The following is a 16,538-nucleotide window of genomic DNA, read 5'->3' as shown; positions in this document are numbered from 1 at the left end:
GGTATACAATAAAGGCGTTTTGGTTGAAATGTTTCTCCGGGCAGATGTTTGCAGATGAGCCATCAAATCTTTCTGTATATAAAATACTCATTCTCCCCAATTTCTGACGCTCCTGCCTGCCCGGATACTCCTTTTCAACGTGCATAGTATGACAAATTGTGTGGCGTTTTGCATCGGCGGGATACTTGACACAGCATCCCGCTTTCAATAAAATGATTATACATCGTACATTGATGTGCGATACAATCCCTTTTTAGCTAATTTATATAATTTTTACTTATTTTTCATGTAATTATAAAAAACTATGAGTGTAAAAAATTGCACCAGAACCCTACATAACAAATATACATGATTGCACATCTTATGGATATCTAACAGGAGGTTTTATGACGCACGATAAAAAACGGCTGCTCTCGATCGGCGAGGCAGCCAAAGCGTTGGAAGTGACCCGGCGCATGATTTTAAATTATGAAGACAAGGGTCTTATTCTGCCGGATCAGAGAGACGGTATCAATGGAAACCGTTACTATACAGCAGACACCGTCTCGCGCATCCGGAGCATCCGCATTCTGCAGAATCTCGGTCTGTCGCTGGATGATATCTATGCCTATTATCACGGCACGACGGATCTGGAGCCGCTGATCACTCGTCTGGAAGATCTGCGTGACGAGATCAGCCGGAATATTGAGAAATTAAAAGAACATTCAAAAGGGCACAATGACTTTGAAATCCGACAGATAGAACTTCCCGCCCAGACCGTTTACTGCCAGGATCTGCATTCGACAGAACTTGAAGACAAGAAAGAGCAATTACGTAGCGTCTTCATCAAGGCGATCCGCCAATATGGTTCTGACACCACCCAGCATATGTTTTTCACCGAATACAACCTTTCGAATCCGGGCGATTTTACCTGCTGCATCGCCGTCCCGCCGGAAAGCCTGGGTGAACATCTCGTCACCCTGCCCTGCCAGAAAGCGCTCTGTATCTTTTATCACGGTGCCTATGAAGGTCTTCCGGTAATTGTGAAGCATCTTTGTGCGTATGCTAACAAATATCAGATTCCATTAAAGGGCACCGCCCGCCACCTCTATCTGGAGGGACCGCCCCAGCACAAAAATCCTGAGAACTTTCTGACGCAGGTAGCGGTTCTGATGGCGGATGATACCCTTTAACCAAAACTTATTTCTCTAATTTTATTATTTTAATTCCTCTGGGCGCAGCACGCATTGACCCACTCTATAAAGTTATCGGCCGCGGCAGCCCGCATGGACATAAACAAAGCCCTGATCCGTATAATCCGTAAAACTCCGGTACTCCGTCAGATCCTCCTGCGCCGCATATCCCGGCGTATTGACTGGAAATACGATCGGCTCCGAACGTGCCTATCTGTATCCAGAATCACTGCCTTACACTTCAATCGCCCCAAACCGGAATGAATACAGGTAGCGCTCCGCCACCCTTTTTCCTGTCATCTGTTCTAGTGCGCGGGTATAGTAGCGCACCTGTGCCTCATAGCGGCGGATCAGAATGTCTGAATTTTCCACATAATCTGTCTTATAATCCACCAGAACCAGCTTGCCATCCTCCTCAAAAAAGGCGTCGATGATACCCTGTATCAGAATCCGCTCATCCGAATCCCAGTCGCCCATTTCGCGCGCCGGAATACCGATGACGAACTGTTTTTCCCGGTACAGTTTCCCGGCTGCTGCCGCTCTCTGCATGCGTTTTCCCAATGAACTGGCTGTCAGTTTTGCCAGATCTGAGCCGCGCACCAACGCCGCCGCCTCGGCATCCATCCGCCCCTCAGCCGCCAGCTTCGCCGGAAATGCATTTAACTCCTGTCTCGACATTGCCCGCTCAAACGGCAACAACTGCAACACACGGTGGTACGCTGTACCGCGCGTCGCGCCGCCTTTTTCTTCCTGCTCCTTCTCCATAAACACTGGCAGCGTCGGCAGAAATACCATCTCCTCCTCTTCTTCCTCCATGCCCTTTTTCTTGAGTTCAGAAACGGACATCTTGGTGTTGAGACTCAGATCGTCCAGGTATGGGTACTGGAAATGGTAGTTGCTGCTGATAATCGATTCTATTTGCCTGATATTTTCGAGCCGATTTTGCGTGTTTGGATGATTCTCGTCATTCGACAAATGGCTGTCCTCCCCCGCCAGCCACCGCAGCCACTCTCTCGATAACGTCTGGCGTATCTGCGTGCCGATCTCACGGTCGATCTGGTCGGAAAGCGTTTCCATCTGATATGAAATCCACGGATTTTTTTCCGGAATACTCATCAAAATCCAATCCAGATACGAGGAAGCCAGCGTCAGAATCGTATACGGAATCGCCCCGTGTTCGGCTGCCACTGCGCTCCACTTCGCAATCCGATCCTCCAATTTCCGGGAGGACGCCGTCAGAATCAGTTTTTCCTTCGCACGCGTCAGCGCCACGTAAAGAACACGCAGTTCCTCGCCCAGCGCCTCCAGTTCCATCCGGCGTTTCATCACATTTTTCTTGAGCGTCGGTCCCTTGATGCGCTTCTCGCTGTCCAGATAGTCGGTTCCGATTCCCAGATCCGCGTCGATCAGAAGTTTCCCCCGCGTATCCTGCTTGTTAAAATTTTTTCCCATTCCAGCCACAAACACGATCGGAAATTCCAGTCCCTTGCTCTTATGGATACTCATGATCCGCACCACCGTTCCCTCGGAATCCGCCACCGGCGCCTCGCCAAAATCTGTGTTATATTTTTTCAATTTTTCAATATACCGGATAAAATGGAACACGCCCCGGTAGCTCGTCGCCTCATAGGCTGCCGCTTTCTCCACCAGCATATCCAGATTGCCGCGCCGTCCCGCCCCGCCCGGAAGCGCCGATACATAGCGATAATAGCCCGTTTTGTCGTAAATCCGGTAGAGGAGCTCGTGCATCGGCAGGTAAACAGCTTCCTGGCGGAATGTATCCAGAAGAGTAAAGAGTTTTTGGAGTTTTCGGCGCAGGTTATTCTTTTGAATTAATTTATTTTTTTGAAAACGAAACACATCCGCGATCGACGACTCGTCACTTTCGTCATTCGACTTCACCGGTCCATCCTCGTTCATATACTCCACAACCGCCCGGTAAAGCCCTGCATCCCGCGACCGGTCAACGCCCGCCTTATGTTCCGCCACAATCCACGCCATCTCCTCATCAGAAACGCCGCCAAACGGCGATTTGAGCACCGACGCCAGGGGAATGTCCTGCATCGGATTGTCGATGACTGCCAAAAGATTCAGCACCGTCTCGACTTCCAGCGTATTAAAATATCCCGTCCGAGACTCTGCGACCGCCGGAATCCCCTGCGTCGCCAGCACCTCGATAAATTCTTCCGCCCATCCGCTGACGCTTCGAAGCAGAATCACAATATCCCCGTACTGCGCCCGACGGTAAGCGCCAAGCTCCTTATCCCAGATCGTGATCCCCCGTTCTTTATCCGTCATCTCACGGATCTTTCCGGCGATCATGCGCGCTTCCAGCTCTCTGGCGGTGTAATCGGCTGCCTCATCATCTAACTCGGGGGATTCCGTCTCTTTCTGCGGCTGCACCGACAAATCCACCAGCAAAAGCTCCGTCTTTAACTCATCCAGGCCATCCCGCTCTTCAAAGGCTGCGCCCGGATGCAGTGCCGCATCTTCCGTATAGGATATATTTCCCAGCTTTTCCGTCATGATACGGTAAAAAATCGCATTGATCGATTCCAGTATGTGATCCCGGCTTCGAAAGTTCTGGTGAAGCTCGATCTTCTGGTGCGCGCTCTCCTCCGACGTGTATGTGCTGTATTTTTCCAGAAATAATTCCGGTCTCGCCAGGCGGAATTTATAGATACTCTGCTTGACATCGCCCACCATAAACACATTCGGGCGGTCAAAACGTTCACCGCTGATGCACTGGATCAGCGTCTCCTGAACCAGGTTGCTGTCCTGGTACTCGTCCACCAGAATTTCGTCGTACTGCACGGCGAGCTCATCCGCGACTGTGCCTGGTACGCGCACTGTCCAGGCATTTTTCCCCTGCATCTGATCGGTTTCTTCTGCACTTGAAGTTTCCTCCGCCTCGGAACATTCTGATTCCGGTTCTGTCAGAATCTCCAGCGCAAAATGTTCCAGATCATGAAAATCCACCACATTTTTCTCTTTCTTCTTCGCCCTAAACCGCCGTCCAAATTCCTGCGCCAGCTCCAAAAGTTCCAAAATCCGCTCTTTTCCGGCTTCCATATCCGTAAGCATCTGCTCCGGGGAGGCAAACAGGTACTCTCCTTTTAACTTTTCAACTGCTTTTTTGACCCGGCTGCGGCAGTCGGAAACAAGCGCCTTTTTCTCCGGATCGACCTCCCCGTTTTTGCCGCGGATCGCCGCCAGACGCGAAAACGTAAATTGTTCCAATGCCTCCGAGATCGTTTCAAACGAACCGGCTGCCCCGCAGACTGCCTCCGCATGGCGCAGATCTTCCTCGATCATCGGCAGGTACGGCATCGGTCCCCCCGTCTCCTGGCAGATCTCCCACGCCTCCCGAAGCTGTATTTTCCACTCCTGCGCCTGCAATGCAATATCACGCAAAAGGAACTGCATCCACTCCGTCTGCTCCAGCTCTCCCTGTTCGGTCAAGAGCAGCTCCTCACGGCATTTTTCATACCACGCATCCGGCCACGGGTTACTCTGGGCGAAATTGTAGACCTGCATCACATACTCGGCAATTCCATCGTCCGCCTTGCCCGTCGCATACGCGTCCACAAACTCCTCATACCGTTTCCCGCCGTCGCGGTAATAATCTTCCAGCAGCCCATCCATCACATCAGCGCGCATCAGAAGCATTTCGCCCTCATCGCCAACCCGGAATGCCGGATCGATGTCCAGCCGGTCAAAATGTTCCCGCATGATATGCAGGCAGAAGCTGTCGATCGTCGTGATCTGGGCAAACTGAACCAGAACTGCCTGCTGCTGGAGATGTTCATTTTCCGGCTCCGATTCCAGTTTTTTCTCAATCGCCGCCTGGATCCGCTCCCGCATCTCCGCCGCTGCCGCCCGGGTAAAAGTCATGACAAGCAGGCGGTCTATGTCCTTCGGGTTCTCCCCCTCCGTGATCATCTGGATGATCCGCTCAACCAGCACCGCGGTCTTGCCGCTTCCGGCCGCTGCCGACACCAGGAGGCTTTTCTCCCGCCCCTCAATTACCTGCTTCTGTTCCCTGGTCCAATTTACTGCCATTTCTCGCCCTTTCCTTTTTCATGACTGGTTCTTCTTTCATTCCCACAGTCACAGCCAAACACAAACCTACCGTTCCGTTTCCTTATCCTTTTCTTCCATCTTCCCCCAGATCTCCTCCGGGCTCAGCTTATCAAAACGCCGGAACTGGTAGCCGTCCGTTTTCAAATCAAATCCGCACACACTGTGGTACGGGCAATAATCGCACGCCGTTTTCTGGCCGTTTTTGTACGGCGACGCCGCAATGTTTCCATCCAGAATCTCCCGCCCCATATGCTTCATTTTCCGGTTCACATACGCGCCCAGCACACGGAATTTTTCTTCCCCTGCCGCCTGCGAACGCCGCTCAACGATCGCCTCATTTTTAATCGAAACCGGCACAACATCCGAATCCGCCGTCGCCTCCTCGCCCAGCCGGTTATCCAGATGTGCCAGTGCCTCCCGATCGCCGTTTACCAGCCCGTTCATCCGCAGTGCCTTCAAAATATCGGCATTCGTCTCCTCCTCCGACTCCACCGGCTTGCGCTCCACCATCGGATCCTCGATATGATAATAGAAAAGCCCCGCTGGAACCACCGTTTTATCCGGGTATTCCCGCCCGATCTTCTCCATCGCCGCATCCATGTAGACGACCAGCTGCAGCTGCAATCCATAATAAATATCCGTCAGGTCAAATTTCGTTTTTCCCGTCTTGTAATCAATGATCTTAAGGTACAGCCGGTCGCCATCCTCGCAGAGATCGATTCGGTCAATCCGCCCGCGCAGATGGATCGCCTCCTCGCTTGAAAGCGGAATCCGCATCGCTCTCAGGTGATCCATCGGTGAAAAACTGACCTCAAACCCGGCTGGCTCAAAATCACCTTTTTTTAGCTGTTCCGTCAGTGCCCAGATCGTCCGATCCGTGATCCGGTATACCTTCCGTTCCAGATACTGGTTCCGGTACGAGCTTCCCAGAATCGCATTGCCGTATTCCTCCGTGACCGACGCCACACACTCCGCCACCATTTTCTGGCGGTCTTCCTCCGAAATGCCGGAAAACCGGCGATTTTCCTCTTTCATCCGCGTGAAATACATGTCGATCGCCGCATGGAACAGATTTCCGATATCCGACGGGGCAATCTCGTACATCTGCCGTTCCGACAATTCCAGCCCATACGAAAGAAAATGTGCATACGCACACGACGCATACAGCTCCATACGCGTCACACTGCCCCGCAGAATCGGACTATAGAGCGCCCGCGCCGCCGCCTTCCCGATGCCCGTATCCTGATAGATATAAAATGCAGCATCCGAGAGCGCCTGCATTTCATCCCGGTACGATTCTGCCTGAATAAAGTATCGGTACAGCGATATAAACTGGTCATTTTCCCCGCTTTTTTCATCCTGCAGTCCCCGAAGCACCCAGCTCATGCCAAGCTCCGGCGACCAGAGCGCTTCCTTCTCTTCCTCCGGCTGTTCCAGACGTTTCTCCGGAAATAATTTAAGCAGCTGCAGCATCAGACTCGAAGGACGCATCGCTTTTCCCTCGGCAGAGGACGCCGCACACGACAGATAGAGATAGTCCGATGGCTTTGTCAGCGCCAGATAGAGATAAAATCGCTGCAAAAAGCTTTCCTCCCGCGCGGTCGGCGCCAATTCTACCTGCATTTCCCGCAGCGCCCGGCGATCCGCCTCCGAAAGGATCCCGCCGCGTCCCGAAACAGACGGCACTATCCCGTCATTGACTCCGGCAAAAAACAACACTTTTATATTGGAAAGACGGGTTCGCGTGATATCGCCGACCACGATCCGGTCCACGACCGCGGGGATCAGTCCTACCTTGATCTCCGCAAAACCGGCGTCCAGAATCTCTGCATACTCCCGCTGTCCCATGATCTCCTCGCCGAGAAGCGCCACAATCCGGTCAAACAGATCCATCACCAGCCCATACACCTGCCCGTACTCCTTGGCAAGACTCATATCGCCCACTTCTTCAAACTGCTGCGCCATCGCCGCCAGCTTCTGCTCCATCTCAGGTGCTTCGAGAAAATGGACCAGCGCCTCCGTCCGCTCGCGCACCGTTGCTTTGCGGTTGGAAAACACCTCCCGAAGCGGCAGAAATGGTGTGACAACCGCCTCACGGAACTGATTTAACTCATCCAGATTGATAAGCTCTGCCCCCCGGTACACGCGCTCCCATGTACTGTTCCACCGCTTAAACCCGCGGATTCCAAGCGCAATCACATAATTTTCCGCCTGATAGATCACTTCCGGTGAAAGCCCCGCAAGCGGCATCACCAGCCCTGTTTTTAGGAATCGAAACACCGATTCATAGGAAAAGCCCGATTGCAGCACCTCCAGCGCCGCCCGGATTAGTTCCACCATCGGGTTACTTAAAATATTTTTCTTATAATCAATAAAACACGGGATCTGATTCTTCTCAAACTGCCTCAGAATCTCCCGCGAATATGTCTCCAAGTCGCCGGTAATCACCGCGATCTCCCGGTAACGGATGCCCTCCGATGCCACCAGACGCCGGATTTCTCCGCATAAGAAAGAGATTTCCGCCTGCGGGGTTGCTGCTTCAATTAGACGCAGGCTTTCCCGGTCGTGTTCAGCCGCAGCCCCGCTTTCGTTCCCGCTCCCAGAATGATACACCTTTCCCCTATATCGGAATAATTCATTTTCAATAAATCCCAGTTCCGGGCTGTCCTTAAATCTCCACATTGGTTTTTCTTTCAACAAAATATCCTCATCCCGGCTGCATCCGGCAGCTGCAGCACGGTCAATCAGACGGCAGACGGTATGACGGCTCATGTAAAAGAGCTTCTGCTGCACGCTCTCGCGGTACGGATTGTCCTCCGGATCCATCGTGACCGTCACGATCACCTTCCGGCAGCACCGGAATAAGAGTTCCAGAAGCTCATACTGGATCGGCGTAAAGCCCGTATAGCCATCCAGCGTCACAACGCTGTCGCGGATGAGCTGTGACTGCGGCAGCACCCGGCAGAGAAGGCTTAAAATTTCTTCTTTTACGATCACTTTTTCCTCGGTATACGCCTGGAATGCCCGGTATAAAACCTGCATATCCAGAAGCTTCTGGCGCAGCAGCGGGCTTTTCGTCTCCCCGATCAGCGTCTCCAGCTTTTCCTCCGTGATGCCGTACTGGAAAAACTCAGACAGCATCGATTTGATCTCGCTGATAAAGCCCGCCTTGTCCAGATGCCCTCCAAACAGGTGCAGATTTCCCCGGACGCCCGATGAGACGCGCCGCAGAACCATCGATTTTCCCATATCATCCAGCACCGCCAGATTTTCAATCGCTAGTTCCTCAAACACCCGGTATGCCAGACGCTCAAAACTGACAATATCGATATTCATCACGCCATGGTTCGGATGCAGCATCACGATCTCTTTCTGCGTCTGCATCGTAAACTGTTCCGGCACCAGAGCAAAAAAACGTTCGTCCGGCTCTTCCATCGACTGACGGATCAGATTTTCATACAATGTCCGTGTCTTTCCCGAACCGGAACCACCGATTATAAATTGCAATGACATAGTTTTCCCTCTGTCTTTCTGTCTATGTTTTCTGTCAGATACCAAAGCACTTCCGCCCGGATGCATCCCGGATTCCCATTTCTTCCCGGTATTTCGCCACAGTCCGCCGCGACAGCGTGATCCCCGCTTCCGCCAGTTTTTCTGACAGCACGCGGTCGCTGAACGGCTTTCTCGGATTTTCCGTTTTGATCAGATGGCGGATTGCCTCCCGCGGATCTTTGCCTGTTTCCATCCGATTCACCATTTCTGCCTGAACCGCCGTTTCTTCCTGATTCGCCGCCTCTTCCCGTTCTGCCATTCTTCCCTTATCCGTTGTCCCGAATCCCTCCGCAGCCATGTGTCTTGAAAAGAAATATGACAGCGGAAAAATCCCCCAGCGGCATTGCAGATATTTTTCACGCACTGTCCGGCTCAGCGTCGGATCGCTGACCCCCAGCGATTTAGCCGCCTGTTTCTGCGTCCACGGAGCCAGTTTTCCACTTCCTTTTGCGAAAAATTCCCCCTGTACGCACAAAATCTCTTCTGCCAGCCGCAACAATGTCTGGTTGCGCTTCCCAATGCACTGGCAGACCCATTCAGCCTGCCGGATTTTCCCCTCAATGTAGTCCTTTGCCTCCGTCTCGGTATCTTTCTGCTTCATCAATGACAGATAATACGGATTGATGGCAATCTGCGGCAGTGTCTCATCGGAAAGCTGCATTTCAAATCCGTGTTCCGTCTGGGTAATAATTATATCTGGTACGATATATTTATCATAGCTCTCATCCCCATATCCGCTTCCTGGTTTGGGATTCAGCTCCCGGATCCGCGCTGCTGCCAGAAGCACTTCCTCCAGATTGCAGGAGCATACACGGGCAAGCTGCTTCATCTGGTTTTTTCCAAGCAGATCCAGATGGTTGGAAATGATGTGTGCCGCCAGAATTTCGGTTCGCATCGTTCCATTCTGAACAATATCAATCACCGCGCCGCCGTCTTCTGCCAGGTAAGACAGCTGCATCAACAGACACTCCTTCAGCGACCGCGCCCCGATCCCGCGCGGTTCCAGCCTGCCAAAATTTTTCCAGATACGCTCCCCTTCTGTCTCCTCAATTCCCAGCCCAGCGCAGAGTTCTCCAAAATTCACGCTGAGATATCCGCTTGCATCCAGATTTTTGATCATATAGCGGAATATTTTTTCTTCTCTTTTCGTCAGATGCAGCATACACGCCTGTTCCAGAAGCGATTCCAAAAGCCCATCCTGACTCCGTCCCGGCTCTAATCGTCCCGCCTCTTCTTCCTCATCCTGATAATAGGTCTGGTTCTGGCGGTCAAGGCTGGCAAGTTCTTCAAGTCTGCGGATTTTCTCGTTCAGCTCTCCATTTTCTTCCAGCCGTCCGTTCTCCGGCTCCCGCTCTTCCAGATCCACCACTGGATTTTCCAGCGCCATCTCTTCTATGTACTCTTTCAGCTCTATCTGCCCCATCTGAAGAATATTTGCGGATTGTATCATTTTCTGGGACAAGGTCTGTTTGAGCTTTAACTCCTGTTTCAGTTCCATCGTACCACCCCTGAAAAGATGTAAAACGCCCAGATGCCTCGCCGTTTCTGCCTGCGAAGTACCTGGGCGTCCTGTCTTTTGCCTCCTAATTACTGATCCAGCTCATCCTCGCCGACCAGCTCATCATATTCCTGCTCGTCCAGAAGCTCGTCAAACGCATCTGCCACGATCTCATACTCATCGTCGTCCTCGATGTTTTCCAGGTTCGGCTGTCCGTTCTCATCCTCGCTATAACGGTACAGATATACCTCGCCGTCCTCTGCCTCGATGTCATCCATCGGAAGAAGGGCAATATAATCCTTGCCGCCTGCCGGGAAAATCGTCAGAACAACACACTCAATCTCTCTGCCGTCATCCAATGTCAGAGTCACGGTCATCTCCTCGCCGTTGTCGATCTCTTCCTGCGTCATATTCTTATTATCTGCCATATTTTACCTCTTTCTTTTCTATGCCTTTTCTACGTCCCACAAGATCCGTTGGCGGAATCCTGTCTTGACTCCACTGTATCAGAGTATTCTGTAAAAATCAAGACTTGACTTCCTCATTGTCCGCTTCATTCCGATACGCCGCCATCTATTCCAGCCCCTCATCCGGCACCTGTACGCGCATTCCACGTGCAAATGCCCGGTTTAAGCGGATTGTGTGCCGTGCCAGCGGGTTAAACAGCATATAGATGCAGAATACCGCCTCTATAAATTCGATTGCCGCCGCCGTCACCAGCATGAAAACCAGCGGAAATGGCAGCCACCAGCTCATCTGAAGCAGCGATACGCCGCCCCACACAATACTCGCCCCACGCCCGATCAGCATCAACACCGTAAGCACCGGGCTCTCCCGCAGCATCAGCATATACCAGCCATAAAAAATAAACGGTCCCAAAAGCGTCATGACCGCATTTGTTTTCTCCATTCCATAGACAAATGTCATAATCAGATAAAACAGGCAGTACAGAACCCGCACCCCCGTCAGAATCCGTACCATCCAGTGCAATGCCTCATTCTGCTCCCCGTAACCCGGAAGTGTTTTTTCCATCTGTTTTACCCACATTGCCCATTCCCGCTGCACTGCAGCGTACTCCGGACGATGCTTTCTCTTTATAAATCCCATTCAGAGTCCCCTCTCTAATATTCAATTCCCCGCCGCGCCAGGATTTTCCGGTCAAACGGATGCTTGATTTTTTCCATCTCTGTCACGTAATCAGCCCGCAAAAGCAGCTCCTCCGGCGGTTTCCGCCCCGTCATCACAACTTCCAGATCCGCTGGTCTGTGATCCAGAAAATCCACTATATCCGTCAGCTCCAAAAGTCCCGAAGAAAGAGAAGCACAGACCTCGTCCAACACCAGCAGAACATCGCAGGTTTCATTATTCTGTATTTTCCTGCTTCTTGAATCTTCCATTTTCCCACACCGCTTCACTGCCTCACAGCACGCTGTCTCAAACATACTTTTATAATAATCCGCCGCCTCCCGCTTCACCTCATCGGTCATTTTCCACGTGAATCCAAATGTTTTTTCACAGGGAATCAACGTCACCTCCGGGAGCCGCTTTAAAATCTCCACCTCCCCAGACTGATCCGTTTTTAAAAAGCGGGCAGCAACTACCTGTTTTCCCGCTCCTGCTGCCCGGACCGCCAGACCGATCGCCGCCGTCGTCTTTCCTTTTCCGTCGCCGCAGTACAGATGTACACATCCCATATATTTTTCCTTTTCTTTCTTTTTATCTCGCTTTTCAGCGCACCGATACCAACTATCTTATCATATCAAACTGCCAACCACAATATTTGCCCGATTGAAAATTTACATTGAAATATTTCCCCATATACGCAATCTGGCGGTCTGATCCCAAGGGCCAGAACCGCCAGAAAACCAAACTCAATGATTCAATTTTACCAAACTTCTAACTTCAAACTTCTAATTTTCCTATTTGAATGCAGCAACCAGCTCTTCCGCATCCTTATAACCCTGTTTTTTCAGTTCCCCGATATACCACTCGGTTACTGGTTCTACAATTGCCTTGAAGGAATCGATATCCAGATCCTCATACGGGATGACCTCGACGCCATTCTTGGACTGCCATCTGGAAAGGATCTCGTCGTCGCCTGCGCGGTTGATCTCGCGCTCGTACTGAACAGCAAGTTTGCCGCACTCATCGACTACTTCCTGCTGCTCCGGTGTCAGGCTGTCGTAAATATCCTGGTTGATGCAGAAGAACAGGCAGTCATAGTTTGCATTCCACATGGAAACGTATTTCTGTACTTCCTGTACGCTTGCCGCATCAATCGCCGGAAGCGGGTTCTCCTGACCGTCTACCGTACCCTGCTGCAATGCCGTGTAAGTCTCGGACCAGTTCATGTTGGTCGCATCTGCGCCCCACAGCTCGTAGCACTTCATCAGAAGGTTTGAACCAGCCACACGCACTTTCAGGTTCTTCATATCTTCCACGGAATGAACCGGGCGCACGCCGTTCGTGAGCTGACGGAAACCATTTTCCGCCATACCCATACAATGCAGGTCATAGGAAGAAAGAATCTCATCCATCTTCTGGCCAGCCTCGCCGTCCAGCTTCGCGTCGGCGTCCTCCACTGAATCAAACAGATACGGCAGCGATACCACGTTGAAACGCGGGTCAAATGCCGAATAAATCAGGTTGCTGTGCATCGAAATCTGCACCGGATCTCCGTTCATCAGCGCCTGGATGCCCTCGGACTGGTTTCCACCGGTCAGCTGATCCGCTGCGTAAACATCTACTTTGACCTTGCCGCCCGTTGCCTGATCCATGAGCTCGCCAAACTTGCGTCCTGCCTGTGCCCAGGTACTGGTTTCTGTCGTGGAACACGTAAAGTTCCAGGTCATTTCCGGCCAGTTCAGGTCACTGTGATCTTCCACCTGATAGGTCGAAGAATTTTCAATGCCCGCCGTCTTAACTGCACTAGCCGCATTTTCAGTAAAGGTGTTTACCAGATCCTCTGCATCATCAAAGCCCTGGTTTTTCAGTTCTCCGATAAACCATTCCGTTACCGGCTCAGCTGCTTTCTTAAAGGATTCGATGTCGAGATCCTCATATTTCAGCACCTCCACACCGTTCTTAGTCTGCCAGCGATCCAGAATCTCCTCATCGCCTGCACGGTTGATCTCACGCTCGTAAGCCACTGCCTTACGGCCTGCCTCATCAACAACCGCCTGCTGCTCCGGTGTCAGGCTGTCATACAGCTTCTGATTGATGCAGAAGAACAGGCAGTCATAGTTTGCGTTCCACAGTGAAACATATTTCTGTACTTCCTGTACACTCGCCGCATCAATCGCCGGAAGCGGGTTCTCCTGCCCGTCTACCGTGCCCTGCTGCAGCGCCGTATACGTCTCGGACCAGTTCATATTGGTCGCATCTGCGCCCCACAGCTCATAGCACTTCATCAGAAGGTTCGAACCAGCCACACGCAGCTTCAGGTTCTTCATATCTTCCACGGAACGAACCGGATGTTCGCTGTTGGTCAGCTGACGGAAACCATTCTCCGCCATACCCATACAATGCAGGCCATAGCTTTCCAGGATCTCAACCAGCTTGTCGCCCGCCGGACCATCTAAGACTGCATCCGCTGTCTCAACAGAATCAAATAGATACGGCAGTGATACAACATTGAACCGCGGGTCAAATGCCGAATAAATCAGGTTGCTGTGCATCGAAATCTGCACCGGATCGCCGTTCATCAGTGCCTGGATGCCCTCAGACTGGTTTCCACCGGTCAGCTGATCGGCTGCGTAAACATCTACTTTGACCTTGCCGCCGGTCGCCTGCTCCATGAGCTCGCCAAACTTGCGTCCCGCCTGTGCCCAGGTGCTTGTCTCGGTTGTGGAACACGTAAAGTTCCAGGTCATATCCGCCCAATCCAGATCGCTGTAATCGCCGATCGTGTTGAAATCGTCATTGTCTGTCTGGGTGGTTCCGCTGTCGCCTCCGGCTGTCTCGCCATTTTCAATGGCTGCCGCACTTCCCAGTGCCGCCGGCAGACAGGTCGAAATCTGCGGAATATAAGTAATTATCAGTAAAACAACAATGGAAGCGGCTACCATCGGAACGACTGCCCTGGAAATCTCCTGCAGCGTTACGCGGATACCGTCTCTTAATTTGATGCCGATCGCGACAAACAGGTTGACACCGACCGGAGGTGTTACCTGACCAATTGCCAGGTTGACCGTTGCCATGATACCAAATGCGATCACGTTGTAGCCCAGTGCCTTGCAGACCGGCAGCATGATCGGGATGAAAATGTACATTGCAGAATTTGCATCAATAAAGCAGCCCGCGATCAGGAAAATAATGTTACAAATCAGCAAGAAAGTAAACTGGTTGCCTGCCACTCTTGCTAACAGTTCGGAAGCAGCCGTCGAAATACCGAAACGGGTGCAGACAAAGGAGAACAGCGACGCACACGCTACGATCAGCATGATGCCGCCGGTGGTCTTTGCCGAATCAATCAGAATTTCCCACAGGTCTTTAAATTTTACTTCCTTATAAATAACCATGCCGACAAACAGACCGTACACAACGGATACGGCTGCCGCCTCGGTCGGTGTAAAGATGCCTCCGTAGATACCGCCCAGAATGATGACCGGCATCAAAAATCCCCAGAAAGCATCCTTAAATGCGTTCCAGCGCTCTTTTGCGGATGCCTTCTCTACGTTGGACGGCACGACATGATTGCTGCGTACCTCCAGCATAACGACAATTATCAGAGCCAGACCCATCAGGATACCCGGGATGATACCTGCCATAAACATATCTCCGATGGAAACACCTGTGATCGACGCGTATACGACAAACGCGATACTCGGCGGGATGACGATCGCGATGGAACTGGAAGTTGCCATCAATGCCGTCGAGAAGGCTGCGGAGAAACCGCCCCGCTCTACCATCGCCGGAATCAGGACCGCACCCAGAGCCGCTACCGTCGCCGGACCGGAACCGGAGATCGCGCCGAAGAAGCAGGCTACGATGATACACACATTCGCAATGCCGCCTTTTCTGTGACCGACACATGTGTCAACAAAACGGATCAGGCGCGTAGAAATCCCCGCCTTCGCCATGATATTTCCGGATAATACGAAAAACGGAATCGCCAGCAGCAGGAATTTACTGATGCCGGAGTAAATATTCGTCGCTACAATCGTTAAAGAAGTACCGGAATACAGGATCGCCGCCGCGGAAGAAAGTCCCAGACAGACGGAGATCGGCACATTCAACACTAATAATACGAAAAAGGTAATAAAAAGAACTGCGCTAACCATTTATTTGTCCTCCTTTTTCGTACACACATCGAGACAGAACTCGATAAAATGGAGAATCATGCACACCGAACCGATCGGTACAAAGGACCAGAAGATCCACTCCGGCCAGTTCAGCACAAAGGTACGTTTCTGGTTCGCAAGCTGCGCCAGTACCTTGTCCATGCCATAGTAAAATAAGATTCCCATAAAGAGAACCGAAAAGATTGTAATCAGAATCATGACCGGCTTCTTTGCCGATTTTGGCAGACGCTCTGTTACCAGATTTAAGCCTACCAGTCCGCCCTCACGCGCAGACAGCGCCGCGCCAAGCAGCGTAATTAATACGAAAATGGCAACAACCAGCTCCTCTGTAAAGGACCAGGACTGGTGAATCACCTTACGGGAAAATACATTTCCCACCGTCAGTACAAGGATCAGGATCATCGTGACTACCAGCACAGTTTTCTCAACCATCGCCACAATATCCATCAGCTTTTTATATCCTTTCATGCTGCGCTCTCCTCCTAAAATAAGTATCTCATTTTTCCACATTTCTGTCGGCTGTACGCATTCATCTGAACGTTTTTGTGTCATAGGACGCAATTTCCTAAGGCATAAAAAAACGCCCCCAGATAATAGGGACGAATGAAGTGCCAGATTTCTGCTAAATGTTCTGTTTTTCTCGGAAAACACGCAAACATATGCAGCACCAAACAAACAAACGCTGCTCCCGCTTGTGCGGGATTCGTACAAAAACAGTGACCGCCGCGCCCTTGCTCTCAGTCAATCGAGGCATGAACGGTTCCGTTTTCATATGGAACAATATCAAACTAAAATTAAATATTGCTGATATGGAATATATTCTACACTTTTTTAATAAATACGTCAACCATTTTTATAGACTACGGTCTATTTAATAAAAGCTGCGTAAAAATAGCATAAAAGAAATAAAATTCTTTTCCCTCAACCTAT

Annotated in this window: 9 protein-coding genes; 1 reads left to right on the top strand and 8 read right to left on the bottom strand. The window is 51.3% G+C overall.

Annotation, left to right across the window (positions count from 1 at the left end; genetic code table 11):
- Nucleotides 1–386: 386 nt before the first annotated feature.
- A complete protein-coding gene (locus DW931_RS06170; protein ID WP_118467936.1) occupies nucleotides 387–1,172 on the top strand; it encodes a MerR family transcriptional regulator in 786 nt (261 codons plus the stop codon).
- A 234-nt stretch (nucleotides 1,173–1,406) separates the two neighbouring features.
- Here DW931_RS06170 and addA read toward each other — a convergent pair whose 3' ends face one another.
- The 8 genes from addA to DW931_RS06130 form a co-directional block, all read right to left on the bottom strand.
- The gene (addA, locus tag DW931_RS06165) at nucleotides 1,407–5,234 is read right to left on the bottom strand and encodes a helicase-exonuclease AddAB subunit AddA (RefSeq protein WP_118467934.1); all 3,828 of its coding nucleotides are present in this window, start codon (nucleotides 5,232–5,234) and stop codon (nucleotides 1,407–1,409) included.
- A 66-nt stretch (nucleotides 5,235–5,300) separates the two neighbouring features.
- Nucleotides 5,301–8,768, bottom strand: coding sequence for a helicase-exonuclease AddAB subunit AddB (gene addB / locus DW931_RS06160; RefSeq protein ID WP_118626923.1), 3,468 nt, complete (start codon nucleotides 8,766–8,768; stop codon nucleotides 5,301–5,303).
- Nucleotides 8,769–8,802: 34 nt separating this feature from the next.
- Nucleotides 8,803–10,305, bottom strand: a complete 1,503-nt coding sequence (rpoN, locus tag DW931_RS06155) for an RNA polymerase factor sigma-54 (RefSeq protein WP_118467930.1) — start codon at nucleotides 10,303–10,305, stop codon at nucleotides 8,803–8,805.
- 89 nt (nucleotides 10,306–10,394) lie between these two features.
- The gene (locus DW931_RS06150) at nucleotides 10,395–10,733 is read right to left on the bottom strand and encodes a DUF1292 domain-containing protein (protein ID WP_022358993.1); all 339 of its coding nucleotides are present in this window, start codon (nucleotides 10,731–10,733) and stop codon (nucleotides 10,395–10,397) included.
- A gap of 145 nt (nucleotides 10,734–10,878) precedes the next feature.
- Entirely contained in the window at nucleotides 10,879–11,412 is a 534-nt protein-coding gene (locus DW931_RS06145) for a hypothetical protein (RefSeq protein WP_118467928.1), read from the bottom strand.
- Nucleotides 11,413–11,426: 14 nt separating this feature from the next.
- Nucleotides 11,427–11,999, bottom strand: a complete 573-nt coding sequence (locus tag DW931_RS06140) for a cob(I)yrinic acid a,c-diamide adenosyltransferase (protein WP_118467926.1) — start codon at nucleotides 11,997–11,999, stop codon at nucleotides 11,427–11,429.
- A gap of 225 nt (nucleotides 12,000–12,224) precedes the next feature.
- A complete protein-coding gene (locus DW931_RS06135) occupies nucleotides 12,225–15,587 on the bottom strand; it encodes a TRAP transporter large permease subunit (RefSeq protein ID WP_118481818.1) in 3,363 nt (1,120 codons plus the stop codon).
- Complete coding sequence (locus tag DW931_RS06130) at nucleotides 15,588–16,076, bottom strand: TRAP transporter small permease (protein WP_118481861.1); 489 nt, start codon at nucleotides 16,074–16,076, stop codon at nucleotides 15,588–15,590. It abuts the gene before it with no gap.
- Nucleotides 16,077–16,538: the final 462 nt, after the last annotated feature.

The sequence above is a fragment of the Clostridium sp. AM43-3BH genome, from assembly GCF_003479985.1.
Lineage (GTDB): Bacteria > Bacillota > Clostridia > Lachnospirales > Lachnospiraceae > Otoolea > Otoolea fessa.
This window is presented reverse-complemented; position numbering and strand designations above follow the sequence as displayed.